This is a genomic window from Corynebacterium limaceinasi (assembly GCF_046717465.1).
Taxonomy (GTDB): domain Bacteria; phylum Actinomycetota; class Actinomycetes; order Mycobacteriales; family Mycobacteriaceae; genus Corynebacterium.
The window spans coordinates 1,960,393-1,985,018 of record NZ_CP177100.1 but is presented as its reverse complement, the minus strand read 5'-3'; the positions used below and the strand labels follow the sequence as shown (position 1 = coordinate 1,985,018).

General features: G+C 59.4%; 24 protein-coding genes and 2 tRNA genes. 15 read left to right on the top strand and 11 right to left on the bottom strand.

Translation table 11 applies throughout. From position 1 onward, the window contains the following. Positions 1-133 precede the first annotated feature (133 nt). Entirely contained in the window at positions 134-1,291 is a 1,158-nt protein-coding gene (locus tag ACLI1Q_RS09625; RefSeq protein ID WP_034658136.1) for a cystathionine gamma-synthase, read from the top strand. Between the two features lie 26 nt (positions 1,292-1,317). Here ACLI1Q_RS09625 and ACLI1Q_RS09620 read toward each other — a convergent pair whose 3' ends face one another. Beyond that, a complete protein-coding gene (locus ACLI1Q_RS09620; RefSeq protein ID WP_411696975.1) occupies positions 1,318-3,189 on the bottom strand; it encodes an FAD/NAD(P)-binding protein in 1,872 nt (623 codons plus the stop codon). 79 nt (positions 3,190-3,268) lie between these two features. Between ACLI1Q_RS09620 and ACLI1Q_RS09615 the strand changes: the two genes are divergently transcribed. Further along, positions 3,269-3,958, top strand: coding sequence for an SDR family oxidoreductase (locus ACLI1Q_RS09615; protein WP_239268745.1), 690 nt, complete (start codon positions 3,269-3,271; stop codon positions 3,956-3,958). A gap of 3 nt (positions 3,959-3,961) precedes the next feature. On the opposite strand, the gene pepN is transcribed toward ACLI1Q_RS09615, so the two are convergent. Continuing rightward, positions 3,962-6,478: an aminopeptidase N gene (pepN, locus tag ACLI1Q_RS09610; RefSeq protein WP_239268743.1), complete on the bottom strand. Its 2,517-nt coding sequence runs from the start codon at positions 6,476-6,478 to the stop codon at positions 3,962-3,964. 98 nt (positions 6,479-6,576) lie between these two features. Here pepN and ACLI1Q_RS09605 point away from each other — a divergent pair, with 98 nt between their 5' ends. Beyond that, positions 6,577-7,200, top strand: a complete 624-nt coding sequence (locus ACLI1Q_RS09605) for a disulfide bond formation protein DsbA (RefSeq protein WP_239268741.1) — start codon at positions 6,577-6,579, stop codon at positions 7,198-7,200. On the opposite strand, the gene ACLI1Q_RS09600 is transcribed toward ACLI1Q_RS09605, so the two are convergent. Beyond that, entirely contained in the window at positions 7,201-7,602 is a 402-nt protein-coding gene (locus ACLI1Q_RS09600; protein WP_239268739.1) for a hypothetical protein, read from the bottom strand. It abuts the gene before it with no gap. A gap of 119 nt (positions 7,603-7,721) precedes the next feature. On the opposite strand from ACLI1Q_RS09600, the gene ACLI1Q_RS09595 reads away from it, so the two are divergent. Then, positions 7,722-8,201, top strand: coding sequence for a ribose-5-phosphate isomerase (locus ACLI1Q_RS09595; protein WP_411696974.1), 480 nt, complete (start codon positions 7,722-7,724; stop codon positions 8,199-8,201). 89 nt (positions 8,202-8,290) lie between these two features. On the opposite strand, the gene ACLI1Q_RS09590 is transcribed toward ACLI1Q_RS09595, so the two are convergent. The 4 genes from ACLI1Q_RS09590 to ACLI1Q_RS09575 form a co-directional block, all read right to left on the bottom strand. Then, a complete protein-coding gene (locus ACLI1Q_RS09590) occupies positions 8,291-9,124 on the bottom strand; it encodes an aldo/keto reductase (RefSeq protein ID WP_239268737.1) in 834 nt (277 codons plus the stop codon). Positions 9,125-9,263: 139 nt separating this feature from the next. Next, complete coding sequence (locus tag ACLI1Q_RS09585; RefSeq protein WP_237799855.1) at positions 9,264-9,491, bottom strand: hypothetical protein; 228 nt, start codon at positions 9,489-9,491, stop codon at positions 9,264-9,266. Further along, positions 9,481-9,645: a hypothetical protein gene (locus tag ACLI1Q_RS09580; RefSeq protein WP_237799856.1), complete on the bottom strand. Its 165-nt coding sequence runs from the start codon at positions 9,643-9,645 to the stop codon at positions 9,481-9,483. The genes ACLI1Q_RS09585 and ACLI1Q_RS09580 overlap by 11 nt, the downstream gene beginning before the upstream one ends. 463 nt (positions 9,646-10,108) lie before the next feature. Next, positions 10,109-10,183, bottom strand: a tRNA-Gly gene (locus ACLI1Q_RS09575). A gap of 121 nt (positions 10,184-10,304) precedes the next feature. Here ACLI1Q_RS09575 and ACLI1Q_RS09570 point away from each other — a divergent pair. The 9 genes from ACLI1Q_RS09570 (at position 10,305) to ACLI1Q_RS09530 (ending at position 18,378) form a co-directional block, all read left to right on the top strand. Next, positions 10,305-11,159, top strand: coding sequence for a DUF1542 domain-containing protein (locus ACLI1Q_RS09570; protein WP_239268735.1), 855 nt, complete (start codon positions 10,305-10,307; stop codon positions 11,157-11,159). A gap of 134 nt (positions 11,160-11,293) precedes the next feature. Further along, positions 11,294-11,367, top strand: a tRNA-Pro gene (locus ACLI1Q_RS09565). A gap of 94 nt (positions 11,368-11,461) precedes the next feature. Further along, entirely contained in the window at positions 11,462-12,817 is a 1,356-nt protein-coding gene (gene tig, locus ACLI1Q_RS09560; protein ID WP_239268733.1) for a trigger factor, read from the top strand. Positions 12,818-13,008: 191 nt separating this feature from the next. Further along, the gene (locus tag ACLI1Q_RS09555; RefSeq protein ID WP_023023580.1) at positions 13,009-13,620 is read left to right on the top strand and encodes an ATP-dependent Clp protease proteolytic subunit; all 612 of its coding nucleotides are present in this window, start codon (positions 13,009-13,011) and stop codon (positions 13,618-13,620) included. Positions 13,621-13,640: 20 nt separating this feature from the next. Next, positions 13,641-14,264: an ATP-dependent Clp protease proteolytic subunit gene (locus ACLI1Q_RS09550; protein WP_239268731.1), complete on the top strand. Its 624-nt coding sequence runs from the start codon at positions 13,641-13,643 to the stop codon at positions 14,262-14,264. 272 nt (positions 14,265-14,536) lie between these two features. Next, positions 14,537-16,039: a peptide MFS transporter gene (locus tag ACLI1Q_RS09545; RefSeq protein WP_239268729.1), complete on the top strand. Its 1,503-nt coding sequence runs from the start codon at positions 14,537-14,539 to the stop codon at positions 16,037-16,039. 322 nt (positions 16,040-16,361) lie between these two features. Further along, on the top strand, positions 16,362-17,666 hold the full coding sequence (locus ACLI1Q_RS09540; protein ID WP_239268727.1) for an inorganic phosphate transporter: 1,305 nt from the start codon (positions 16,362-16,364) through the stop codon (positions 17,664-17,666). A 3-nt stretch (positions 17,667-17,669) separates the two neighbouring features. Then, positions 17,670-17,960, top strand: a complete 291-nt coding sequence (locus ACLI1Q_RS09535) for a hypothetical protein (RefSeq protein ID WP_023023571.1) — start codon at positions 17,670-17,672, stop codon at positions 17,958-17,960. A gap of 163 nt (positions 17,961-18,123) precedes the next feature. Further along, on the top strand, positions 18,124-18,378 hold the full coding sequence (locus ACLI1Q_RS09530; protein ID WP_411696973.1) for a hypothetical protein: 255 nt from the start codon (positions 18,124-18,126) through the stop codon (positions 18,376-18,378). 82 nt (positions 18,379-18,460) lie between these two features. On the opposite strand, the gene fabG is transcribed toward ACLI1Q_RS09530, so the two are convergent. Continuing rightward, positions 18,461-19,225 (bottom strand): 3-oxoacyl-ACP reductase FabG, encoded by a 765-nt coding sequence (fabG, locus tag ACLI1Q_RS09525; protein ID WP_239268723.1) that lies wholly within the window; start codon positions 19,223-19,225, stop codon positions 18,461-18,463. Between the two features lie 231 nt (positions 19,226-19,456). On the opposite strand from fabG, the gene clpX reads away from it, so the two are divergent. Next, positions 19,457-20,752, top strand: coding sequence for an ATP-dependent Clp protease ATP-binding subunit ClpX (gene clpX / locus ACLI1Q_RS09520; RefSeq protein ID WP_239268721.1), 1,296 nt, complete (start codon positions 19,457-19,459; stop codon positions 20,750-20,752). Positions 20,753-20,791: 39 nt separating this feature from the next. Here the strand turns inward: clpX and ACLI1Q_RS09515 are convergent, their stop codons facing one another. Continuing rightward, positions 20,792-21,550, bottom strand: coding sequence for a TetR/AcrR family transcriptional regulator (locus ACLI1Q_RS09515; RefSeq protein ID WP_239268719.1), 759 nt, complete (start codon positions 21,548-21,550; stop codon positions 20,792-20,794). A 408-nt stretch (positions 21,551-21,958) separates the two neighbouring features. Here ACLI1Q_RS09515 and ACLI1Q_RS09510 point away from each other — a divergent pair, with 408 nt between their 5' ends. Beyond that, positions 21,959-22,921, top strand: coding sequence for a malate dehydrogenase (locus tag ACLI1Q_RS09510; protein ID WP_239268717.1), 963 nt, complete (start codon positions 21,959-21,961; stop codon positions 22,919-22,921). On the opposite strand, the gene panC is transcribed toward ACLI1Q_RS09510, so the two are convergent. Together panC and panB are read right to left on the bottom strand one after the other, a co-directional pair. Further along, a complete protein-coding gene (gene panC, locus ACLI1Q_RS09505) occupies positions 22,918-23,739 on the bottom strand; it encodes a pantoate--beta-alanine ligase (protein WP_239268715.1) in 822 nt (273 codons plus the stop codon). The genes ACLI1Q_RS09510 and panC overlap by 4 nt on opposite strands. A gap of 10 nt (positions 23,740-23,749) precedes the next feature. Next, entirely contained in the window at positions 23,750-24,571 is an 822-nt protein-coding gene (panB, locus tag ACLI1Q_RS09500; RefSeq protein ID WP_239268713.1) for a 3-methyl-2-oxobutanoate hydroxymethyltransferase, read from the bottom strand. Between the last annotated feature and the right edge of the window lie 55 nt (positions 24,572-24,626).

The window sequence follows — 24,626 nt, the reverse complement described above, 5'->3', positions numbered from 1 at the left end:
ACTAACCGCACCCATTCTAGAGAAAATCCTGAAATCTCACTGATGGCGCCGAATCGGCAACGCGTGGAGAGGGCAGAATATAAATTGCCGAATGGCCGGTGTGGATGAACCGCTTAGTCTACGATTGGGAGGCATGACTGAACACAGCGCGCATAACTTGGCAAAAGGATTTTCATCCCGATCCATTCACGCTGGATATCACCCGGATCCGCACATGGGATCCATCAACGTGCCGATCTACGCTTCGACCACGTTCGCCCAGGATGGCCTCGCGCAACTGCGCGGCGGCTTTGAATACGGGCGTGTGGCCAACCCGACGGTGCGCTCCCTCGAGAAGACCTTGGCTGCACTGGAGGGCGCGGATTACGCCCGCGTCTTTGCCACCGGCATGGCAGCCGCCGATACGATGGTGCGCATCTTGGTGCGCCCCGGCGATCACGTCATTTTGGGCAATGATTCCTACGGCGGTTCTTATCGCCTGCTTAATGATTTCACGGAGTGGGGCGTGGAGATGTCCATTATCAACACCTGTGATGTCGATGCCGTCGCCGCTGCGGTAAAGGACAATACTAAGCTCATCTGGCTGGAAACCCCGACCAACCCGGCGCTGAATATCACCGATATTGCGGCGGTGGCTAAGGTCAAGGGCAATGCGCAGGTGTTGGTGGATAATACCTTCGCCACGCCGTACCTGCAGAACCCGCTCGCGCTCGGTGCAGACCACGTCCTGCACTCCACCACGAAGTACTTGGGCGGGCATTCCGATGTCCTCGGTGGCGCCGTAGTTACCAATGACCCCGAGGTGGATGAGCAGCTGCTGTATTTCCAGGGCAACGTGGGCGCGGTCGCCTCGCCTTTCGATGCCTACCTGACTGCGCGTGGCATTAAGACCCTTGGCGTGCGCATGGATCGCCACTGCGCCAATGCGCAAAAGGTGGCGGAATTCTTACAGGCCCGCCCAGAGGTTAAGCAGGTGCGCTACCCGGGATTGGCAGAGCACCCGGGCCACGAACTGGCGGCGCAGCAGATGCGCGGGTTCGGCGGCATGATGTCCGTGCGCTTCCACGACCCAGAGCACGCCAAGCAGATTTGTTTGAATACGCGCCTTATTTGCCTGGCGGAATCGCTGGGCGGGGTGGAATCGCTCATCGAGCACCCGCAGAACATGACCCACGTTTCGGCCGAAGGATCGGAACTGGTGCCACCGGAAGACATGGTGCGCATCTCCATCGGCATCGAGGACATCGATGACCTGCTAGCGGATCTGCAGCAGGCGCTCGACGCCCTTTAAATCGCGCTCACAGCGCAACCGCGAGTTTACCGGCCGCCGGCAACCTTGAGCAGGGAGCCGGCGGTCTTATCGGTTTCCTGCAGCATGAGTGGATCCGTGCCCGGCATGGGGGAAATCGTTGTATCCGGCCACTGCGCATAGGTGGGAATGCCCACGATATGCAGGCGCTCATCCAGGCTGCCATCTGGGTGGACGGTGCGCCGCGTGGCACCATCGGTTTCGGGGGAGCCGGTGTCCTGCCCGTGATCAGCAAACGGGCGCACCCGGCCACCCTCGGCCAATCCGCGGGTGAGCGGATCGCCGGCGACGCGGATATCGGGCTTGTGCATGAAGGCATCGACAAGCGTGGGCGACGATGCCGAGCGCGGGCCAGAAGTCAGGGTGTAATGGTCTGACTCGATCGCGAGGGTGGGGTGATCACCAAGGAAATGGACCAGGTGGGCATCGACAAGCGCGAGCAGCTGGCGCACGCGGAACAGCGGAGGGCCCGAGCCCACCATCTGCCCAAAGGACATGAATTGCGCGTAGCGGCCTGTGCGGGACTCGCGGGTATAGCGGCCTTCTGCACCCAGGATGGAGGAGGGCTTGCGCGACTGGGACAGTGACCACAGCGCGGCCTTCATGGGCGAATCATACCCGGCGGCCGCCTCCTGGATATCGCCCGCCAGGGAATCCGCAATGTGGGCGGTGAGCGCCGAAATATCGCCGGTAAATCCAGCAACTTGGTACATAAGGTCTGTCATAGCCCACGGCTGGGTGACTAGGGGAGCAAGGGCGGTGCCGAGATCGTCAGGCGCGGTGGCATCGATGACCGTGAGGATCTCTTCGCGCGGGCGAAGGAGAGCTGCCGGATTCACTCGTTCCAGCGTGGTGATATACGCCTCGTAGCTATCGCGCGCGATGGCGGGCCAAACCTGGGCGTCGAAGTCGATGTCCTCGGCGCCCTTGAGCTTTCCGATGACCCCATGCAACCGCCGCCGCGGCATCGTGGGCGGCAGCTCGTTGTACTCGGACTTGGGATGGAAGGGATAACCGCGGCCGGAGGCGACGATGAAATGTGGTTCCTTCCCGCTCGCCTCGTAGCGCAGGCCAGAGCGAGTGGTGGCATCCTCGACGAATTTGCCACCGCGTTCAATGGTGGTTAGCGCCATGATGTCATAAAAACCCATGCCAAGCCCGCGTACCAGCACGTCTTCGCCGGCGGGAATGGCTTTATAGTCTTGTTCCACGGGATTGCCCGGCGCGATCCAGTGCAGCCCGGATTCCGCCAAGTGCTGCTCCTCGTCATTAAAGCGCGGCGCCATCCAGCCATAGGCTAGGACCGAGGCATCGGCGTGCACCTGCGAGCCATCGTCCAGGTGCAGGATATCGGCTGAGCCATCCGTGGTGATGTTCTCCACGCGGTGGTGGTGGCTCACCGTGGAAATGCTCTCCGGCAGGCGCGCCAGCACCACGTCATAGACCCAGCGCAGGTACTCGCCGTATAAAGCGCGCGTGGGATTGGACTCTGGGCGGGTGGCGGCCAGCTCCGCGCGGTACTCGGTGGCAATGTGTGGGGCGGGAGGGTGCTGTGCATAAAGCTCGCGCTTGGCAGGAGCTACCTTATCGCCCTCACCGCGCAGCAGCTGGATCCACTCGTATTGCGTTGGCCCCTCGAGCACCGGGGCGTTCACCGTCGCGCCGGGCTCGGTAAAAAGCGTGACGGCGCCAGCGCGCGTATTCATGCACAGGGTCTTGGTTTGGGCGGTGTCCCAGACCCGGCCGGCGCCGTGCTGGGCCTCGTCGATGAGGTGGACGGTGACGGGGGAGCTGGAATCATCCATGCGAGCGGCGAGGCGTTCCAAGATAGAGATGCCGCGCGGGCCCATGCCGACGATCGCGATTGCAGGAGTAGCCATAGCCCCTATCGTTCCACATCGCGGAACGGGGACGAACGCCGCGCACCGCTAGCATCCATTTTCCCTATGATGGGGTGGCATGACTGATACCACGAATGTGCCAGAGAAAATCGCCGTCGTTACCGGTGCCACCGGTGGCATGGGGCGCGAGATCATCAAGGATCTCGCCCGCGATCACCACGTGTATGCGCTGGGCCGCAGAGCCGATGAGCTGCCGAAAGCCGCAAATATCACGCCGGTTGCCAGCGACTTGGTAGCCGGGCTGGATGAGGGCATGCAGCTGCCCGAGCTAGAGCGGGTCGATGTGCTCGTGCACGGCGCGGCACGCGCCACGAAGTTCTCGGTGGAAGAGGCCACCCCGCACGATTGGCGCGCCCACATGGACTTAAACGTTCACGCGCCAGCGGAGGTTACTCGCGCGCTCTTGCCGCAGCTGCGCAAGGCGGAGGGCACCGTCGTCTTCATCAACTCGGGGGCGGGGCGCAAGAGCTACGGCGATAACGTGGTTTATGCCGCGACGAAGCACGCGCTGTATGCGCTTGCCGATGCCCTGCGTATCTCCGAACCCGGCATCCGCGTCTCCACCGTGGCGCCGGGGCCCACCGATACCCCGATGCTGGAGGGCCTGCAGGACTACAACCCGAACGAGGTTATTGCGCCCGTGGAGGTGGCGCGCGCCATCCGCACCGTCGTGGAGGCTGGGCCCACCACCCAGCTCACGGAGATTCAGGTGCGCCCGCGCATCGAACTGAACCTCCGCAAGAACTAAGCATTAAGCGGCGTCGACCTCGCGGTTGCGCAGGGCGCGGGCCACGCGGTCGCGCTGCTCGGTAATCGTGCGGCGCAGGCCGCCTGCCAGATCCTTCTGCAGGAAGGCATCGGCGCGATCGAGGCCATCTTGGCTGATATCCCAGGACGGGAATAGCCCGGTAACGGTGGTCAGGCCCACCTCGGAGGACTGGGAGTCCCAGATCTTTTCGGCCACCTCGAAGAATTCCGCGGTGGGTAAGAGATCATCGGAGTGCGGGTAGTTTAAGCCCTCCAGCTTCGAGGTGAGCTCGCGGTTGGTGAGATCCCCGGCTACGATTTCTTCCCATACCGCGCGCTTATTATCCGCGGTGGCAATCGCGGCGTGGGCGCGCAGGGAAGAGTAGTAGCCGGTAGCGGAATTATCGCGCTTGAGCTGGGCGGCGATGGCGGCCTCGGCATCGGCAAGCGCACCCGCGGCAGCGAGCGCTGCGACGGCGGACCAGCGCAGCCCGGCATCATCGGAATCCGCGAGGAGATCGTGCAGGTAGTCGCGGGCCGGCTGGTGCAGCCGAATCCTAGACAGCGCCTGCGTGCAGATGATGGAACGCTGCGCATCGGTGCTCCGGGCGCCATCGACAAGCGCCTGCGCCAAAACCGTGCTGTCTTTCGCCCACGCCGGATCGGCGTAGTTCTTCAGTGCGGTAGAGGCCTGCGAGACGATGCGCTCGAGGACGGCGAGCTCGGTCTCCGCCTTCATACCGCGGGCCACCAAGCGGATAAAGTCGCGGGCGCGCATGGTGCCGGCGCGGGTCATCTCCCAGGCGGTGGACCAGCACAGGGTGCGCGCCATGGGGTCATCAAATTTCTCGATATTATCCAGCAGAAATTGCAGGGATCCTGCATCCAAATCGATGAGGCAGTAGGTCAGATCGTCATCGTTGGGCAGGATGAAGTCGATGTCCTTCAGGTTGCGGCCGACCAGCTCTGGGATCTCGGTGGATTCGCCATCCACGTCCATCTCGAGGCGCTCGGTGCGCACAACCTTGCCGTCCTGCGTGCTGTACAGGCCCACTGCAACGCGGTGGGTGCGCAGGGTATCGCCGCGCTGGGTGAGCTGCGCCTGGGTGATGGTGCCGTCATCATCGGCCCCCGTGGCAACCGCCAGGGTATTAATACCGGTGGTCTTCAGCCACTGCTGTGCCCAGAAGGAGAGATCGCGCCCGGAGGCCTCCTCGAGGTGGCGGAGCAGATCGTCGAAGGTGGCATTGCCCCACGCGTGAGCGGCGAAGTGACGGCGCACGCCGGCGAGGAAGTTCTCGCGGCCAACGTAGGCCTGCAGCTGCTTGAGCACCGAGGCGCCCTTGGCGTAGGTAATACCGTCGAAGTTTTGCTCCACGGTTTCGATATCGCTGGCATCGGTGGAAATGGGGTGGGTGGTAGGCAGCTGATCCTGCTGGTAGGCCCAGGACTTTTCCACGTTGGCAAAGGTGACCCAGGCGGTATCGTATTCGGTTTCTTCCGCCTGCGAGATGGCCGCGGACCAGGTGGCGAAGGACTCGTTGAGCCATAGGTCATTCCACCACTGCATGGTCACGAGGTCACCGAACCACATGTGGGCGAGCTCGTGCAGGACGGTATCGGCGCGGCGCTCGTACTTGTAGTGCGTGGCCTGCGAGGTAAAGACGTATTCATCGCGGAGGGTTACGCAACCGGCGTTTTCCATCGCGCCGGCGTTGAACTCTGGGACGAAAATCTGGTCGTACTTGCCAAAGGGGTAGGGGAAGCCGAAGTTGCGGTGGTAAAAGTCGAAACCCTGCTTGGTCTCAGTAAAAAGGCGCTCGGCATCGAGGGAATCTGCCAGCGAGGCGCGGCAGTAAATACCGAGCGGGACCTCGAGCTTTTGCGCCGGCTTGCCTTCGGGGTGCTCGGTCAGCTCGCCGCGCCAAGTATCGGTGACCTCGTGGTAGGGGCCTGCGCACAGGGCAACCAGGTAGGTCGATAGCGGGTAGTCGATCTCAGAATGGGAGGTATCGCCCTCGCGGGTGACCGGGCCATTGGTGATAATGGTCCACTCCTCTGGGGCCTTAAAGTGCAGGGAGTAGGTGGCCTTCAGATCCGGCTGGTCGAAGCAGGCAAAGACGCGTTTGGCATCGGCGGTTTCAAACTGGGTGTAGAGGTAGACCTCGTTATCGGCAGGGTCCACGAAGCGGTGCAGGCCTTCGCCGGTGCGGGAGAAGGGGATCTCCGCGGTGACCTTGAGCGTGTAATCCGCTACCTGCAGCCCGGAGAGGGGAATGCCGTAGGTGGGGTCATAGGACTGCGTGGGCAGCGGGTTTCCGTTCAGGCGCACCTCGTGCAGCTTGTCCGCGCGCAGATCGATGAAGGTAGAACCGGCCTCCTGGGTGCTAAAGCGCACCGTGGTGGTGGACAGGAAGTGGGTATCGGAATGCTTAAGGTCTAAAGCGACATCGTAATGCTCAACCTTGAGCATCTGGGAGCGATTTTTTGCTTCCTCCCACGTGAGGTTTACAGAGGTCATTGCCTAGATTCTCCTTTGCTAACGAAAATAGTGATGCATCAAGGTTAGCAGCGCGTTTACAGTGGTGGGGCAAACTGCACTTATTTCAAGGAGGAATAATGACCACCCCAGTTAAGTTTTGGTTCGACGCTTCCTGCCCCTTCGCATGGGCAACGTCCCGCTGGATCAAAGAGGTAGAAAAGGTCCGCGATATTACGGTGGAATTCGAGCCGATGTCCCTGTCGGTGCTGAATGATGGCCGCGATCTCGATCCCGAATACATGGAGATGATGGAGGCCAACTGGGGCCCTGCCCGCGTATTTGCCAAGGTAAAGACCGAGCAGCCAGAAAAGGTAGACGAGCTCTATACCGCCATGGGCACCCTGATTCACGCCAAGGGCAATGGCGGAAAGAAGGGGGATGGCGGCTATGACGAGATCATCGCCCAGGCATTAGAGCAGGTTGGCCTCCCCGCAGACTTTGCGGAGGTGGCACGCACCGAGGAGTACGACGAGAAGCTGCGCGAATACCACCACAACGGCATTTCTTCCGTGGGCGATGAGGTAGGAACCCCGGTTATTAAGTTGGGCGATACCGCCTTCTTCGGCCCGGTTATTACCCGCGTTCCCACGGGTGAGGAAGCCGGTGAGCTTTTCGATGCCTCCGTGCGCCTAGCCCAGTTCCCTTACTTCTTCGAACTCAAGCGCTCTCGCACAGAGATGCCACAGGTAGAAGAGGACTAGTTATGAGCGCTGCTGGCCTTGCTTGCGGCGCACGGCGGCGGCCAGGCAGCACACCGCGATGACCGGCGTGAGTAAAAACGCCGGCACCCCGGCGATATTGATAATGGGCAGGGCCGTCTGGGCTTGAAATTCTGACCAAGCGGCGGCCACCCACGTAGCCCATGAGGCCGCGGTAAGCAGGGATAACACCCCAATCACCGCGGCTAAACCGCCGAGGCGATTTTTCTTTAGTACCCTCTGATTCAGCCACCACAGCCCAAGAACAAGGTGGGCGACAGTGAAAAGTACGGTATGAATAAGCGGCACGAGGTAGTTCTTATTGGTTAAGAAGATATTCGCCGCAAATAACAGCACCGCGATAGCAAGGATGCTGCCGTAGAGTGCGAGGACGCGAGGGGCCATGCTTTAGCCTTTCTATGCAGCACGTAATCTGCGCTTTAGCTTAACAGCACCGGACGATGAACGAAATAGGTTGTAGAAAGTGGTGCCCAGAAGGCGGCGGTGCCGGTACTGTAGGGGCTATGCGCGTATATCTTGGAGCTGACCACGCAGGTTTTGAGACCAAAAACCTGATTTCTGAACACCTCACCAAACAAGGCCATGACGTCATCGATTGCGGCGCTCATACCTATGACGCCGAGGATGACTACCCCGCATTCTGCATTGAAGCGGCCCTATGCACCGTCAACGATCCAGGTTCCCTGGGAATCGTGCTAGGTGGATCCGGAAATGGCGAGCAGATTGCCGCCAATAAGGTCAAGGGCGCGCGCTGTGCGCTGGCATGGTCGCCAGAAACGGCACGCCTAGCCCGCGAGCACAATAATGCGCAGCTCATCGGCATCGGCGGGCGCATGCACTCGCAGGAAGAGGCCCTAGAAATCGTGGATGCTTTCTTGGATCAAGAATGGTCCCGCGCCGAGCGTCACCAGCGCCGCATCGATATCCTCGCAGAATACGAGCGCACCAATATCCCACCCGAGCTGCCCAAGGACCTGCGCTAAAACCGCCAGGTTCCTTAAATAGACATAAATGAACGCCGCGGGCCCTTTGTGCCACGCGGCGTTTCTATGTGGTGGTTACACCAAGCGCATTAGGCGTCGTTCATGTCATTGGGGTGGTGCCCACCGCGGCCGTCTTCGCCTTCCTCCAAAGAGGTAATGGCGGCCATCTCTGCATCAGTGAGCTCGAAGCCGAAGACATCGAAGTTTTCTGCAATGCGCGATGGCGTCGAGGACTTGGGGAAGAGGATGACCCCATTTTGCAGGTGCCAGCGAATAATGGCCTGGGCTGGGGAAACACCGTGCGCCTCGGCGGCTTCAGTAACCTCTGGTGCCTCCAAGATATCGCTCTTGCCCTGACCCAGCGGGCCCCATGCCTCGATGGCGATGCCGTGGGCGCGGCCAGCGTCCAGTTCGCGCCAGCGCTGCAGGTAAGGGTGCAGCTCCACTTGGTTAATCGCGGGGACGACGTCCGTGTGTGACTCCAACTGATCTAAGTGCTCCGGCTCAAAGTTGGACACGCCGATGGACTTCGCCTTGCCTTCTTTACGCAGTTCAATGAGCTGCTTCCAAGCCTCCACGTACGTGCCCTTGGCTGGGGTAGGCCAGTGGATGAGGTACAGGTCTACGTAGTCAAGGCCCAGCTTCTGCAGGGATTCATCCAGCGCTGCAGCGGCATCGGTGTGGCGGTCGTTCCACAGTTTGGTGGTAATGAAGAGTTCCTCGCGCGGGATGCCGGAGTTGGCAATGGCCTTGCCCACGCCTTCTTCATTGCCGTAGATGGCTGCGGTATCGATGTGGCGGTAGCCCACGCGCAGCGCCTCAGCTACGTATTCCTCGGTCTTTTCCGGGTCCATTTGGAAGACGCCAAAGCCCAGCTGGGGGATTGTATTTCCATCGTTCAAAGTAATATTAGGTACGGTCATGGACACCAGATTACGCTTTTCTGGCTACCGCCCCAATGTGATGTATTTATAGCCGCGCTTGGCGGGAGATGGGCGGCGGGATGGAGGGAGGCATCGGCAAGCAGGGACCTCGATAAAGCTAAGGAACCAGCAAGGAGGCCTAACGGCGGAGCTGGCTGGGTGACCCCGGCCGGGACGCGTGCCAGCGCTTAATATCCTCAGCAAGCCACAGTCGCGTGCGGCCCAAAATCGTGGCCACATGCTCAGGGGTGCGGTGATTAGCTGAGTAATTGCGCCAGGTTGCGTAGCTCACGCCGATATGGGCGGCGCAATCCGAGCCAGTCCACAATTCATCGCCGGTATCGACATCGATGATTTTAGGCTGCACGGTTTTTCCTCCCTTGGTTAGTGGCTGTAGCTAGGTTGTAGCCGGATAGTGCCGCTAAGGCTATGACAATAAGCCAGATGGGCGAATCGGCAATTATCGAGTAGGCGGCGGCGACTACGATGCCTGAGACGGCGGAGGCCTGTTTCAATGTCACTGTAATGTGTCCTTTCGGTATATTGGGAGGTGTGCCCCTAGAGGCTATTTGCGATGCCTACCCGATTTTGGTGGGTGGTCGTTGCGGTGCTGCTTTATCTGAATAGCTAGGCTACACAGTGAAATAATTAGCGCCGCGACCTCCATCACCTCTTCAGTTTTGTAAGTGCCTTGCAGCCTTACATTCACTAGTATAACACAGTAATGCGTTATTGGTAAACTGGAAGAACGAACATTTTAAGAATATTTCCCAAAAACAACCCAAACCCACACCACACGAGCCGGATGGGGGCGCCCGCCGTGCCCGCACTCTGGAAGAAACTCTAACCAAAGCTAAAAATATTCAAACCCCCACAGAATATACAATCTGTGAGGGTTTAAACACGCCAACCAAAATGGTTCTACCAATGGTTCCACTTACCGCTAACAACCAGCTGCAATAGTCAATTATTGCAGTACAAACATGGAGGGAATGACGGGAATCGAACCCGCGTCTTCAGCTTGGAAGGCTGAGGTATTAGCCACTATACGACATTCCCACAGCGTTACCTTGAACGCTGTCGGCTACTTTAGCGCATGAGCGCCCCAAAATGAAAATAGGGAACACGCGCAGTGGGTAGGCCGTTAAAATAGGTAGGACCAATTCCAGTAAAGAAAGCGATGATTGTTGTGGAACTTCTACTTCTTGTAGTCGTACTCGGTGGCGGCGCGTGGTATCTATCCTCGCGCAGCTCAAAAAAGAGCCGGGAGGAGCGAGAGGCGCAGCAGTTAGCGGATGCCCAGGCGGATGCGCGCCGCTGGATTGAGCGCCTGGGTGGCCAGGTCATGCAGATTTCCGGTACGGATACCGCCTCGCAGCAGGCGATGGCGGACGCATCAGAGCGCTTTACTGCGGCTAACTCCGCTATTTCAAGGGCCACCACGGTCAAGCAGGCCAATTTGGCCCGCGAATCGGCGCTTGAGGGCATGCATTACGTCAATGCCGCCCGCGAGATTATGGACATGAACCCAGGGCCGGAATTGCCGCCGCTGGAGGGGCAGCGCGCCGCCGGTAAGGTCACCGAGAAGCGCACGGTGGATGCCAATGGGCAGGAATTGACTGCCTCCCCCTACGCCTCTGAGGAAACCCCGAACTATTACCCAGGCGGAACCGTGGCCGGCCGTCCCGTTCCGGCCGGTTGGTACTCCCGCCCTTGGTGGGAAGATGCCCTGCAAACGGGCGTGTGGATGATGGGTTATTCCATGATGTTTAACGCCATGTTTGCCGGCATGTCCGGCGTGGGCTATTCCGCAGCCGCCGCAGAAAACGGCGACTGGGGCGGCGCCGAAGGCGGCGGCATAGACGGAGCCGACGGCGGCGCAGACGTAGGAGATGCCGGAGACGCCGGTGACCCCGGTGATATGGGCGGCGATGCCGGAGGGGGAGACGCCGGTGACGGTGGCGGATTCTTCGATGGATTATCTGACGGCGATGGCGGCGGCTTCTTTGACGGTATGTTTGATTTCGATTTCTAAGTCAAGCGGCCAGAAATTATGCCGTTAACCTGCGTCTACGCCCTTAACAGGGGGTTGATTTAGGAGATTTAAAACCAACACGCTAAACTGTCTCAGGTATGGAACGCAGCCAAGGCAACTTGGTGGCCTACATACGGGGCGTGGCGCAGTTTGGTAGCGCACCTGCTTTGGGAGCAGGGGGTCGCAGGTTCAAATCCTGTCGCCCCGACGTATGGGGGTCTGAAAATGCCCTAATAAGGTTTTTCAGACCCCCTTTAATTTTTATGTACGTAGAAAAACAATGAAGCCAGGGAGATTCACTCGTGAAGACCACCGTAGACAAGCTGAGCGATACCCGCGTTAAGCTCACCGTCAACGTTCCGTTTGCGGAGCTAGACCAGGAAATCGATCAAGCTTACGCGGCAATCGCGCAGCAGGTTTCTATTCCAGGTTTCCGTAAGGGCAAGGCCCCGCGCCAGCTGATCGACGCTCGCTTCGGCCGCGGCCCGATTCTGGAGCAGGTTGTCAATGACATGCTGCCTTCCCGCTATGAGCAGGCCGTTCAGTCCGAGGACCTGAAGGTCATCGGCCAGCCGGACGTAGACATTTCCAAGATCGAGGACAAGGACTTCGTCGAGTTTACCGCCGAGGTTGACATTCGCCCTGAGTTCGAGGTTCCGGACTTCTCCGAAATCTCCGTCATCGTCCCGGCCATCAAGGCCGGCGAGGAAGACGTGGACAAGGCCCTCGAGGATCTTGCAGAGCGCTTCGGTGAACTGAAGGACACCAAGCGCAAGATGAAGACCGGTGACTACGCCATCATCGACATCACCGCAGAGGTGGACGGCGAGAAGATCGAGGAGGCTTCCACCGAGGGCCTGTCTTACTCCATTGGTGATGACAACCTCATCAAGGGGCTGGACACCGCACTGCGCGGCATGAAGACCGGCGAGGATAACGAGTTCACCTCCACCATCCAGTCCGGCGAGCACAAGGACGAAGAGGCTACCTTCAAGGTCCACGTGCAGCAGACCAAGGAGCGCAAGCTGCCGGATATGGACGATGAGTTTGCCCAGATGGCCTCCGAGTACGACACCATCGAGGAGCTGCGCGAAGCCACCAAGACCGAGGTTGAGGAGTCCAAGAAGGCTGAGCAGGCCGGCCAGATCCGCGATGAGGTTCTGAAGGCTGCGCTTGCCGATGTCGACTTTGAGCTGCCCCAGTCCGTAGTCGACGAGCAGGCTCACGCCCAGCTGCACCAGATCCTGGGCCAGCTCGCACACGATGAGAAGGCACTGGCACAGCTGCTCGAGGCACAGGGCACCTCCCGCGAAGAGTTTGATAAGCAGACCCGCGAGCAGGCCGAAGAGTCCGTGCGCACGCAGATCTTCTTGGATGCCGTGGCAGAAAAGGAAGAGCCGGAAGTTTCCCAGCAGGAGCTCTCGGACCACATCCTGTTCACCGCGCAGTCCTACGGCATGGACCCGAACCAGTTCATCCAGCAGCTGCAGTCCAACGGCCAGATTGCCAACCTGTTCTCTGACGTACGCCGCGGCAAGGCACTGGCTGCCGCCATTTGCCGTACCACCGTAAAGGACGAAGAAGGCAACGACGTTGACGTTGAGCAGTACTTCGGTGAAGTAGAAGAAGATGAGAACGAAGCTACCGACGCGGAGTAAATCTTCTCCTTAAAAGCCCAGCTTGGCCCCTCGCACCAGCGAGGAAGTCTGGCTGGGCTTTTCTCATCGCCGGGTCGAAAAAGCAGACAAAGATCGGTGCAAACGCTGATAGCGAACAGACCCCACAATTATCGCCACATTAAGTAGTGTGGTGGCATTAGAGATTAACCGTCCTCAAGGAGACTTTTCGAATGTCTAAGAAATCTGACCAGCTTCAGATGACCACCCCAGCAGGCTCCGGCCTGAACTTGGGTGACAGCGTCTATGAGCGCCTGTTGCACGAGCGCATTATCTTTTTGGGCACCCAGGTAGACGATGAAATTGCCAATAAGCTGTGCGCACAGATCCTGCTGCTTTCCGCAGAGGATCCCACGCGCGATATTTCGCTCTACATCAACTCCCCGGGTGGCTCCGTGACCGCGGGCATGGCCATTTATGACACGATGAAGTACTCGCCCTGCGATATCTCCACCTACGGCATGGGCTTGGCCGCTTCTATGGGCCAGTTCCTGCTCTCTGGTGGTACGAAGGGCAAGCGCTATGCACTGCCGCACGCTCGCATCATGATGCACCAGCCTTCCGCTGGCGTGGGCGGTACCGCTGCCGATATCGCCATCCAGGCGGAGCAATTCGCACAGACCAAGCGCGAGATGGCCGAGCTCATTGCAGAGCACACCGGCCAAACCTTCGAGCAGATCACCAAGGACTCTGACCGTGACCGCTGGATGACTGCGCAGCAAGCCAAGGATTACGGCATTGTTGACCACGTAATCGAGTCTGTAAACGGCCCGCTGAGCAACTAGGGAATAAGGAGAAAATCACTATGAATAAGTCGCAGATGCCAAGTTCCCGTTACGTACTGCCTTCTTTTATTGAGCAGTCCGCTCAGGGGACGAAGGAAACCAACCCGTACTCTAAGCTCTTTGAAGAGCGCATCATCTTCTTGGGTACCCAGGTCGATGACACCTCTGCCAATGACATCATGGCCCAGCTGCTGGTTCTTGAAAGCCAGGATCCGGACCGTGACATCACCATGTATATCAACTCGCCCGGTGGCTCCTTTACTGCCCTGATGGCAATTTATGACACCATGCGCTACGTGCGCCCTGATGTGCAGACCGTGTGCCTGGGCCAGGCGGCTTCTGCTGCTGCAGTGCTGTTGGCCGCTGGTGCTCCGGGCAAGCGTGCGGCGCTGCCGAACTCGCGCGTATTGATCCACCAGCCTGCAACCCAGGGCACCCAGGGTCAGGTCTCGGACTTGGAGATCCAGGCCGCAGAGATCGAGCGTATGCGCACCTTGATGGAAAACACCTTGGCGGAGCACACCGGCCGTACGTCCGAGCAAATCCGCATCGACACCGACCGCGATAAGATCCTGACTGCGGAAGACGCTGTGGAATACGGAATCATCGATACCGTCTTTGAGTACCGCAAGCTCAATTCTTAATTCGGTCCTGATGGACTGAATCCATCAGCGGAGGCCCTGTGAGACCGCTTCGAGAGAAGCCCTCGCAGGGCTTTTATTATTTGCGTATAAGCGACTGCGGTATATGCCTATGAGAAGGTGCGCTGGGCGAGTAACGGTGCACGCACATCTACCCCAAACGGGGTGAATCTTTCAGAGAAATATCTGCAGGTCGTTAGGCAGATTATTTAGTGCGATGTTTCACGTATAATGGCCGATTTGTGAATTAGGCCTCTGAGTGGTCGTATTATGTTATGACAAATAAGGAACCAGAAGCGGAGGATCGAACCTCCGCACCCGCTGCTTCGAGCGGGGAGCGCACATTTTTCGGCCACCCGTGGGGGCTGGCTAACCTGTTCGGCGTGGAGATGTGGGAGCGCTTCAGCTTCTACGGCATGCAGTCCATCGTGCTGCTGTATATGTACTACGCCACCACCGATGGCGGCCTAGGCCTCGACCGTGGCGACGCGACGTCGATCGTCGGTGCCTACGGCGGCTTGGTGTACATGGCATGCCTGTTGGCATCGTTGGTAGCTGACCGCATCCTCGGTGCGGAGCGCACCCTGTTCTACTCCGCACTCATGGTGATGGCTGGTCACCTCGTCTTGGCCTTCATTCCTGCCGTAACCGGCCTGGCTATCGGCCTGATCCTCATCGCCGTTGGTTCCGGCGGTGTAAAGACTACCGCTTCGGTGGTGCTGGGCTCGCTGTATAGCCGCGACGATCCTCGCCGTGACGGCGGCTTCTCCGTCTTCTACATGGGCGTTAATATTGGTGCCCTCTTCGGACCGCTTCTTACCACCGCAATGTGGGGCTGGAAGGGCTTCCACTGGGGCTTCGGCATCGCTGCCGTCGGTATGGCCCTAGGCCTTATCCAGTATACTGCCATGCGTAAGACCACGATTAAGGACGCTGGTCACGAAATTCCTAATCCTGCAGATTTTAAACAGCGCATGCTGGGCTTGGGCGCGATTGTCGTCGCTGTCCTCGTCATGGTTATCGGCCTGGGTACTGGGATCATCAAGGTAGAGTGGCTGTCTAATATCGTCACCGCCGTTGCCCTGATCGCCGCCGTGTACTTCTGGATTCAGATGTACACCTCTGATTTGGTGACCCGGAAAGAAAAGAACCGCCTCTTGGGCTTTATTCCAATGTTCATCTCCGGTGTGCTGTTCTTCGGTATCTTCCAGCAGCAATTTACCGTGATGACCATTTACGCCGATGTGCGCCTGGACCGCCACATCTTTGGTATCGAGATTCCGCCGTCATTGGTGCAGTCCATTAACCCGATTTTCATCGTTATCTTCTCTGCAATCTTCGCGGCTATGTGGACGAAGCTCGGTGACCGTCAGTGGTCCACGCCGGTGAAGTTCGGCGTGGCCAATATCATCATCGGTATCTCGCTGTTCTTCTTCCTGCCATTCTCCGGCTCGGGCGCAAACTCCACGCCAATGTATGTCATTATCTGGATCCTCTTCCTATTCACCATGGGTGAGCTGATGTTGTCCCCAGTGGGCAACTCTCTGGCCACCAAGGTGGCACCTGAGGCGTTCCCATCGCGCATGATGGCCGTGTGGATGATGGCCGTGGCCATGGGTACCGCACTTGCCGGTTCGCTGGCTAGCTTCTACAACCCAGAGGATGCGGGTGCGGAAAACACCTTCTTTATTTCCTTAGGTGTCGTCTCCATCGCACTGGGCATCGTCCTACTCGTGCTGAGCCGCTGGGTGGTCAAGAAGTTTGCTACCTTCCGCTAAAAAGGGAAGCTAAAACCTTTATTTCGAGAGGTGTGTTGGTGTTAAGCCGGCGCACCTCTCTAAGTGTTTTCTGCCACGCTATTAAAGGGTGAAAATAGATTAGGTGTCTTAAAAATTGCTGGTAAACCGCAGATCTTTGGCAGGTGCCTAGCGCTCAGGCATATGTGGAAGGTTAACACTAGGCAAAGTGCAGTTTACTTCTTAGAAAAGCTATTGGCTCAACTTATTGTTGCGGAGTACGCTGCACTTCGTACGCGACGCGTGATGGCGCCGCAATAACACTTTCTTCTCATTTGTTAATTGCTTACAAGGGGCCAATGCTGTGACAGCGACTCTGATTATCTTGGGCATTGTGGTGTTTACCGCCTTAGCCTTCGACTTCACCAATGGTTTTCACGACACAGCCAATGCGATGGCAACCTCCATTGCTACTGGCGCGCTGAAGCCATTTACTGCGGTGGCGATTTCTGCCGTACTTAACCTCGTTGGCGCATTCTTGTCCGTGAATGTCGCGGCAACGGTGGCCAAAGGCATCGTCAACCTCGATTCCTATGACCTTTCGGGTGCAGCCGCCGACTCGGATGGCCAAGCCCTGTTGATGGTGGTCTTTACCGGTCTTATCGGCGGTATTCTGTGGAACCTTTTCACCTGGTTGCTCGGGCTACCGTCCAGCTCTTCCCACGCCCTTTTCGGTGGCCTTATCGGCGCTGGTTTCGCCGCCATGGGCACTGGGGGAGTGGAGTGGACCTCCATTATGGCCAAGATCATCATTCCGGCGGTGGCGTCCCCGATTATCGCCGCCTTGGTATCTGCGTGCGCCACCTTCCTCGTTTATTGGGTGACCAACACCATTCCGAAAAAGGAAAAGAACGAGCACTTCCGCCATGGCCAGATTGTGACCGCCTGCTTGGTATCGCTGGCACACGGCGCCGGTGACGCTCAGAAAACCATGGGCGTTATCTTCCTCGCCCTCGTGGCTTCGGGCCACGCGGCTGCCGATGCCCGCATTCCAACCTGGGTCATCTTCGGCTGTGCGATTGCCATTGCGGCCGGTACCTTGTCCGGCGGTTGGCGCGTTATCCGCACCCTGGGTAAGGGCTTGGTGGAGATCGAATCCCCGCAAGGTATGGCAGCCGAGGCTACCTCCGCGGCCATCATCCTGACTTCCTCAGCCGGTGGTATGGCTCTGTCTACGACCCACGTGTCCACCGGCTCTATCCTTGGTACTGGTTTGGGCCGCCGTGGCGCGGAAGTGCGCTGGGGTGTTGCAATGCGCATGGTGGCTGCCTGGCTCATTACGCTGCCCTGTGCCGCCTTTGTTGGCTTCGCATCGTGGTGGTTGGCGCACGGCGTCTCTTCCGCTACCAATGTGGCAACCGGCGCTATCGTGGACTTCGTTCTACTCTTGGCCATGACGGCGCTCATCGTCATCCGCTCCCGTATGAACCCAGTTGATGCATCCAACGTTAATAATGACTGGGATGAGAACGCTGAGTCCGTGGATTCGTCCTTGGAGCCACGCGTTGGTGCGAAAGAGTCTGTCGCAGCTTCAGGGGGCATGACCCCGGTAGCGGCGGTCAACGGGGACAACGACTCCACCTCATCTACTCCACAAGAGGAGCGCTAGAACATGACTGTTGCAGAAATCTTCGAATCTATACTCCGCGTCGCTGGCCTGGCCCTTGTCTTCGGTGCTGGTATCCCCTTGCTCTTCGCCTTGGGCATGCGTTCCATGACAGGTGATCCCATTCGGGATGACAATGGTGTGGTGGTAGGAGATACTCCCGCTAGCCGCCAAATGAAGCTGCTGGGTTGGACCGTTTATGCCGTACTGGGTGTCGTTATCGTGGTGGCAATCGCGTGGATCGCGCGCGATTCCCTAGACCACTACTTTGGTTTCGCACCATTTGGCGACCTTTAAGAGTAACCCGCGGACTATATAGCAAGCCCGTGACCATGTAATATGCCTCATAGCCATTTAATGTTAACAAAAGATTAACTTTAAATGGCTTAGGGGTTGCTTAGTGGGTAAGTACCAAGTATATTTGTACCTATCAACAGAGCAACATTGAGAGGTGAGAGAGATGAACACGATGCGGACCTTCATTGGTGGCATTAGCGATATATTCAAGGACTCCACCACGGGTACGGGTTTGGATACCGTGTCTCAGGCACCGGTTTCTGCCCGCGTAGCGGAAAATCTCGTTGACGCGGGGCTTACCCCCGCGACGACCAAGGACGTCGCTGAGTCCTTCGCATTCGTTGTCGGCCATGCACCAGATGAGCTGGAAATGCTCGATGTTGAGGCATTCTTGCTCGAATTCGGCTGGCTGCAATAAAAGCCGCACTAGATAACCCGCCAGGCACCATCCTAGGTGCCTGGCGGGTTATCTGCGTTATAGGGCTGGGCATCGGCAAGCGCTAGCGCGGCGGCAGGATGGCCTCCGGGGTTTCGGGCAGGAGCTGGCCGCCATCAATAATCAGCGTTTGGCCGGTGATATATCCGGCCTCGGTGGAGGCGAGGAAGGCCGCGGCGTTGCCAATATCGCGGGGGCTGCCAAGCCGGTGCAGCGGGATGGAGCGCGTCATCTCATCGAGGTACTCTTGGCCCTGTGCCTCGAGGCCCTCGGTGAGGATATTTCCGGGCAATACGCCATTGATGGTGATGCCATCGCGGGCGATTTCTAGCGCAGCGGAGCGGATAAAGCCCTGTTGGGCCGCCTTGGAGGCGCCGTAATGCGCCCAGCCAGGAAAGCCGGTGTGTGAGCCGGTAATGGAGGTGGTGATGACGATGCGCCCGTAGCCGCGCTCCTTCATATACGGCAGGGCTTCTTGCACGACCTTGAACGTGCCGTGGGTATTGATGTCAAACATGGTCTCCCACTGCTTATCGGTCATCTCTTCCAGCGGGCAGTTGGGAAAGACCCCGGCATTGGAGCAGACGATGTCGATCGCCCCGTGCGCGGCGTGGACCTTGGCAAACATTTCTTTGATGGAGGCCCTATCGGTGACATCGACGGGGTAGGCGGTCGCGCCGAGCTCTGCGGCGGTTGCTTCGGCCTTGTCGGCATCGATATCGGCAATGACGATGCTGGCGCCGGCTTCGCGCAGGCAGGCAACGATGCCCTTGCCGATGCCCGCAGCTCCGCCCGTGACAATCGCGGTACGGTTGGTGAGGTCAAACATGAAATGGCTCCTTCGGCGGTGGTGGAGGAAGTGGAGGATCCAATCCCAAGTTTAGTGGTGTGGGCGGATAAAGATCTGCGAATTTCGCCACGCGGAGGGAATGAATAAGAGCCGTGTCGGGTTGATTTACTAAGGTAGATTTTTGAACAACCAACCGCGGGGATGGAAGTAAGCGAGCCTTCCGCCCCACCTTTAAAAAGCGGTAAACAAGAGCGAGTGTGAAAGTACTGAATGGCACGTATGCAAGAAAGCGCTGATCTCCTGAAGTGTTCCTTCTGCGGAAAGAGCCAAAAGCAGGTGAAAAAGCTCATCGCCGGCGGCGGGGTCTACATCTGCGATGAGTGCATCGAGCTCTGCAATGAGATTATTGAAGAAGAGCTCGGCCACGAGCAGGCCGAGGAATCTTCCGAAGCGGAGGTGCGCCTGCCTAAGCCTTCGCAGATTTCTTCCTTTTTGGATAAGTACGTCATTGGCCAAGACAAGGCCAAGCGCGTGCTGTCGGTAGCGGTGTATAACCACTACAAGCGCATTAAGGCCGAAGAATCCGCCGCGCTAGATGCGCGCCGTAAGAAGGCCGAAGGCGAAGAGGTAGAGATCTCCAAGTCCAATATTTTGATGCTGGGGCCCACCGGTTCAGGTAAGACCTACCTGGCCCAGACCTTGGCGCGCCTGCTGGATGTGCCTTTCGCCATCGCGGATGCCACCAGCCTGACGGAGGCCGGTTATGTCGGTGAGGACGTAGAAAACATCCTCTTGAAGTTGCTGCAGGCGGCGGACTTTGACGTGGAGCGCGCCCAGCGCGGCATCATCTACGTCGACGAGGTGGATAAGATTTCCCGCAAGTCTGAAAACCCCTCCATTACCCGCGATGTCTCCGGCGAGGGCGTGCAACAGGCGCTGCTGAAGATCCTAGAGGGAACCGTGGCCGCCATCCCACCGCAGGGCGGGCGCAAGCACCCGAACCAGGAATTTATCCAGCTAGATACCTCCAATATCCTCTTCATCGTCGCCGGCGCGTTTGCGGGCCTTGACCAGGTGATCGCGGATCGCGTGGGCAAGAAGGGCGTTGGCTTTGGCGCGAAGCTCGGCACCGAAGACGAGCGGGAAAAGGTGGACCTATTCTCCCAGGTGCGCCCGGAAGACCTCGTGAAGTTCGGCTTGATCCCAGAATTTATCGGCCGCCTGCCCGTGGTGGCGACGGTGGATAACTTGGACCGCGAGGCCCTGGTTAAGGTGCTCACTGAGCCCAAGAACTCGCTGCTCAAGCAGTACAGCCGCCTATTTGAGATGGATGATTGCGAGCTGCACATGGATGACGGGGCGCTGGATGCCATCGCAGAGCTCGCCCTCGAGCGCAAAACCGGCGCGCGCGGCCTGCGCGCGATCCTTGAAGAACTGCTCGTTCCAGTGATGTTTGAGCTGCCGGACCGGGAAGATATTTCCGCCGTGCACATCACCGCGGGCTGCGTCACCCAGGGCGCAGAGCCCGAATTCACCTACAAGGATGAGGCGAAGGAATCGGCTTAGTTAGAAGGGGGCATCGGCAAGCAGCCGGTGCCCCTACTTTTATGCCTCGCCGTAGATATCTTGCGGGGAGGCCTCATCGCCCTCGTCGGCATCAGAAGGCACCAAATAAGACTCGTGGCCGGAATCGGGGATATTGGCGGTGAGGAATGCCAGCACGGTATCGACGGTAAGCCGGTGCATGCCGTCGGTATTTGCCTGGCTGGACATATCCACGCCCAATAGGTTGTCCATCATCGCCCGGTTGGTCACGCGGTACGAGGTGAGTGAGGCGATGATGGTGAAAATATCGTTGGTGGAAATGCCCGGGCGGAAGGCACCGGCGTCCTGGCCCAGCATGAGCAGGCGGTCGAGGTGGAGGGCGACGCCGCTGAAATCCGCCACGGGATTGGTGGAAGAGCCCACGATGGACTGGGCGGTTTCCCAGGTCATCATGCGAATGGCCTCGGGGTGGTTGACGTATTGCCAGAAGATCCAGTCCACCAGCTTGCGCACGCCCTCGACCGGGACCGCGGAATCGAGCTCCAAGTCCTCTTCATTGGGGCGGAGGCGCTCGGCGGCGGTGCTTAGAGCGCTCAAATACAGGCCCTGCTTATCGCCAAAGTGGTAGTGAATCATGCGCTTGGACATGCCGGATTCCGCGGCAATGGTGTCCAGCTTGGTTTCAGAAAAACCCCACGCGGAAAACTGGGAAATGGCGATATCCACCACGGCATCGGTGCTGATGGAATCCGCAGCGTGAGCGTCGGAGTCCTCCGCCTGCTCCGCAGCGTGCAGCGGTTCGGTGTGCTCAGTGCTCATAGCATGTGTCCTATCTCTGCTTCGCGGCGCCGATGTGGCGATGGTGGGTAGTGTCTCGGGAACTGCACGATCGGCCTCATGCTGGTTCGATGCGGCAGTGGTTGGCCACCGTGCAGCCGCCCACAGGCGGTGAATGCATCCCTGCAAGCGCGCTCCCAAGTGGGGTCTGTGCCGCTTCCATCATGCCCGATTAACCCCACCCCGCGGGAGGAATGTGCCCATTGGGGGCGTTAATTTGGAGGTAAATGGGGGTAATATCCGGAAATTTGGCGGCGTTTTCCCTCCGAAAGAGGGGGATTTATTTCACAACACGCTACCTCCGTATAGCGCTAAGCTCGGGGGTGGATACATCCCGTGGAGGGTGGCGTGCATGAGGGACGCTTACATCTCCACGACATTTGAGGAGGAATGAGCATGACCCAGCCAGTAAAAGTAACCGTTACCGGTGCCGCCGGAAATATCGCCTACTCCCTGCTGTGGCGGATTGCCGCGGGCGACGTATTTGGCAAGGACACCCCGGTTGACCTTGCCCTGTTGGAAATCCCCGCGGTAGTAGAAAAGGCCGAGGGCGTGGCCATGGAACTGCGCGACTCCGCCCTGCCGCTGGTGAACTCGATTACGGTGACCGATGACCTCAAGGTCGCTTTCGAGGATGCCTCCGCCGCATTCCTTGTGGGCTCCCGCCCGCGCAGCAAGGGCATGGAGCGCGCTGACCTGCTCGAGGCCAATGGCGCCATCTTTACCGAGCAGGGCAAGGCCATCAATGACTACGCGGCGCGTGATGTTCGCGTGCTGGTGGTGGGCAACCCAGCCAATACCAACGCGCTGATTGCCGCGCATAGCGCGCCGGATCTGGATAGCTCCCAGTTCAACGCGCTCATGCGTCTGGATCACAACCGCACCTTGGGCCAGTTGGCGGCCAAGACGGGCAAGGCCACCAAGGACTTTTCCAAGATTGCGGTCTGGGGCAACCACTCCGCCACCCAGTTCCCGGACCTGACCTACTCCAACGCTGAGGTAGATGAGACTTGGTACAAGGAGGAGATGATTCCTAAGGTGGCCAAGCGCGGCGCCGAGATCATCGCCGTGCGCGGCCGCTCCTCGGCAGCCTCCGCAGCCTCCGCCGCGGTGGATCACATGCACGATTGGATCCACGGCACTGAGGATTGGCGCACCGCCGCTATCGTTTCGGATGGCTTCTATGGTGTGGACGAGGGCCTCGTCGCAGGTTTCCCCACGGTCTCCCGCGACGGCAAGTGGGAAATCGTCCAGGGCCTCGAGCTCAGCGATTTCCAGAAGGAGCGCATCGAGGCCTCCGTGCAGGAGCTGCGTGAGGAGCGCGAGGCCGTAGCCCACCTGCTGAAGGGCTAAGCCTCCAGCACCAAGTTATCGATGAGCCGCACCGGCCCCACCTGCGCTGCAACCAGCGCCAAGGCGGGCCGGTGTTGTGCATCTACGGGCTCGAGCGTGGCCGGGTCCACCACGGTGAGGTAATCCACCGTCACGCCGGGGGAGGAAGCGAGCTGGGCCTCAGCTTCTTCACGTGAGGCGCCATCCTGCAGCGCGAAGAGTGCCTGGGATAAGGCGACCGCCTGCTCACGCTCGGCGGCACTGAGGCGCGCATTGCGGCTGGACTCGGCCACGCCGTCCGTTGCACGCACGATGGGCACGCTGATGATGTCCAGCGGCACATCGAGGTCCGCCACCAGGCGGCGGATGATGGCTACCTGCTGGGCATCCTTTTGCCCAAAATAAGCGCGGTCTGGTGCAACAAGGTGAAACAGCTTGCTCACTACGGTGGCTACGCCGTCGAAGTGACCGGGGCGCGAAGCGCCTTCCAAGACCGAGCCCATCTCACCCGTGCGCACCCACACCCGCGGGGTACCACCCGGGTACATCTCCTCCACGCTGGGGGCGAAGACCGCATCGACTCCCACCGAGTCCAGCACCGCGGCATCCGCGTCGAGAGTGCGCGGGTAGGCGCGGTAGTCTTCGCAATCGCCCAGGTCTGTGAACTGGAGGGGATTGACAAAGACCGAGCACACCACGGTGTCGTTGTCTTCGCGGGCGCGGCGAATGAGGGAAGCGTGGCCGTCGTGAAGCGCGCCCATCGTGGGCACCAAGCCCACGGAGCCGGACGCTGCCGCGCGGAAGGCACGGAGTTCAGATTTAGTTTTCAGGATCTGCATGGCCAAAACCTTAGTCCTCGAAGGACTCCTCGGCGTTGGGGAAGGAGCGTTCGTTCACATCGGACACGTAATCCTTCGCGCCCTCCAGCAGCGCGCCGCGCAGATCCGCGTAGCGGCGCACAAAACGCGGCGCCTTGGGCCCGCCTAGGCCGAAGGCATCGGTCCACACCAGAATCTGGCCGTCGGTCTGCGCGCCGGCGCCGATGCCGATGGTGGGGATGGGCAGCTCCTTGGTCACCTGCTCAGCAAGGGCTGCTGGGACCATCTCCAGCACCACGGCGAAGGCGCCGGCCTCGGCGAGGGCGCGGGCGTCGTCGTGAAGCTTCTCCGCGCCGGCACCGCGGCCTTGGACTACGAAGCCGCCTAAGGCGTGGACCTGCTGGGGTGTAAAGCCAATGTGGGCGCAGACTGGGATGCCGGCGGCGGCAAGCGCGGCAACAATCGGTGCGCGCTCCGCACCACCCTCTAGCTTCACGGCCTGCGCACCGGTTTCCTTCATGACGCGCACAGCGGTCTCGAGCGCCTGGGCGGGGCCGGCTTCGTAGGAACCAAAGGGCAGATCCACCACCACGAAGGCGCGGGAGGTCGATGCAACCACCGCGCGGGCAAGGGGGATCATTTCATCCAGTGTGAGCGAGAGCGTGGTTTCGCGGCCCAGGACTACATTGGCCAGGGAATCGCCCACGAGCAGGAGATCCACCCCGGCTTCATCGAAGATCTCGGCGGTCATGCAGTCATAACTCGTCAGGCACGCGAAGGCCTGAGAGTTATCTTTGGCTTGGGCGAAGTAACGGGTGCGGAGACGGGCACGGTGGCCAGGGTTGTGAGACATGCCCTTACTTTAGACAGGGCGCTGGTGCCAGTTGACGCACAGGGTAGAGTTGGCC

What these genes read in the sequence shown, in the direction of transcription:
- ACLI1Q_RS09625 (WP_034658136.1), top strand. Translation starts at nt 134, where the DNA reads ATGACTGAACACAGCGCGCATAACTTGGCAAAAGGATTTTCATCCCGA.
- ACLI1Q_RS09620 (WP_411696975.1), bottom strand. Translation starts at nt 3,189, where the DNA reads ATGGCTACTCCTGCAATCGCGATCGTCGGCATGGGCCCGCGCGGCATC.
- ACLI1Q_RS09615 (WP_239268745.1), top strand. Translation starts at nt 3,269, where the DNA reads ATGACTGATACCACGAATGTGCCAGAGAAAATCGCCGTCGTTACCGGT.
- pepN (WP_239268743.1), bottom strand. Translation starts at nt 6,478, where the DNA reads ATGACCTCTGTAAACCTCACGTGGGAGGAAGCAAAAAATCGCTCCCAG.
- ACLI1Q_RS09605 (WP_239268741.1), top strand. Translation starts at nt 6,577, where the DNA reads ATGACCACCCCAGTTAAGTTTTGGTTCGACGCTTCCTGCCCCTTCGCA.
- ACLI1Q_RS09600 (WP_239268739.1), bottom strand. Translation starts at nt 7,602, where the DNA reads ATGGCCCCTCGCGTCCTCGCACTCTACGGCAGCATCCTTGCTATCGCG.
- ACLI1Q_RS09595 (WP_411696974.1), top strand. Translation starts at nt 7,722, where the DNA reads ATGCGCGTATATCTTGGAGCTGACCACGCAGGTTTTGAGACCAAAAAC.
- ACLI1Q_RS09590 (WP_239268737.1), bottom strand. Translation starts at nt 9,124, where the DNA reads ATGACCGTACCTAATATTACTTTGAACGATGGAAATACAATCCCCCAG.
- ACLI1Q_RS09570 (WP_239268735.1), top strand. Translation starts at nt 10,305, where the DNA reads ATGATTGTTGTGGAACTTCTACTTCTTGTAGTCGTACTCGGTGGCGGC.
- ACLI1Q_RS09555 (WP_023023580.1), top strand. Translation starts at nt 13,009, where the DNA reads ATGTCTAAGAAATCTGACCAGCTTCAGATGACCACCCCAGCAGGCTCC.
- ACLI1Q_RS09550 (WP_239268731.1), top strand. Translation starts at nt 13,641, where the DNA reads ATGAATAAGTCGCAGATGCCAAGTTCCCGTTACGTACTGCCTTCTTTT.
- ACLI1Q_RS09545 (WP_239268729.1), top strand. Translation starts at nt 14,537, where the DNA reads ATGACAAATAAGGAACCAGAAGCGGAGGATCGAACCTCCGCACCCGCT.
- ACLI1Q_RS09535 (WP_023023571.1), top strand. Translation starts at nt 17,670, where the DNA reads ATGACTGTTGCAGAAATCTTCGAATCTATACTCCGCGTCGCTGGCCTG.
- ACLI1Q_RS09530 (WP_411696973.1), top strand. Translation starts at nt 18,124, where the DNA reads ATGAACACGATGCGGACCTTCATTGGTGGCATTAGCGATATATTCAAG.
- fabG (WP_239268723.1), bottom strand. Translation starts at nt 19,225, where the DNA reads ATGTTTGACCTCACCAACCGTACCGCGATTGTCACGGGCGGAGCTGCG.
- clpX (WP_239268721.1), top strand. Translation starts at nt 19,457, where the DNA reads ATGGCACGTATGCAAGAAAGCGCTGATCTCCTGAAGTGTTCCTTCTGC.
- ACLI1Q_RS09515 (WP_239268719.1), bottom strand. Translation starts at nt 21,550, where the DNA reads ATGAGCACTGAGCACACCGAACCGCTGCACGCTGCGGAGCAGGCGGAG.
- ACLI1Q_RS09510 (WP_239268717.1), top strand. Translation starts at nt 21,959, where the DNA reads ATGAGCATGACCCAGCCAGTAAAAGTAACCGTTACCGGTGCCGCCGGA.
- panC (WP_239268715.1), bottom strand. Translation starts at nt 23,739, where the DNA reads ATGCAGATCCTGAAAACTAAATCTGAACTCCGTGCCTTCCGCGCGGCA.
- panB (WP_239268713.1), bottom strand. Translation starts at nt 24,571, where the DNA reads ATGTCTCACAACCCTGGCCACCGTGCCCGTCTCCGCACCCGTTACTTC.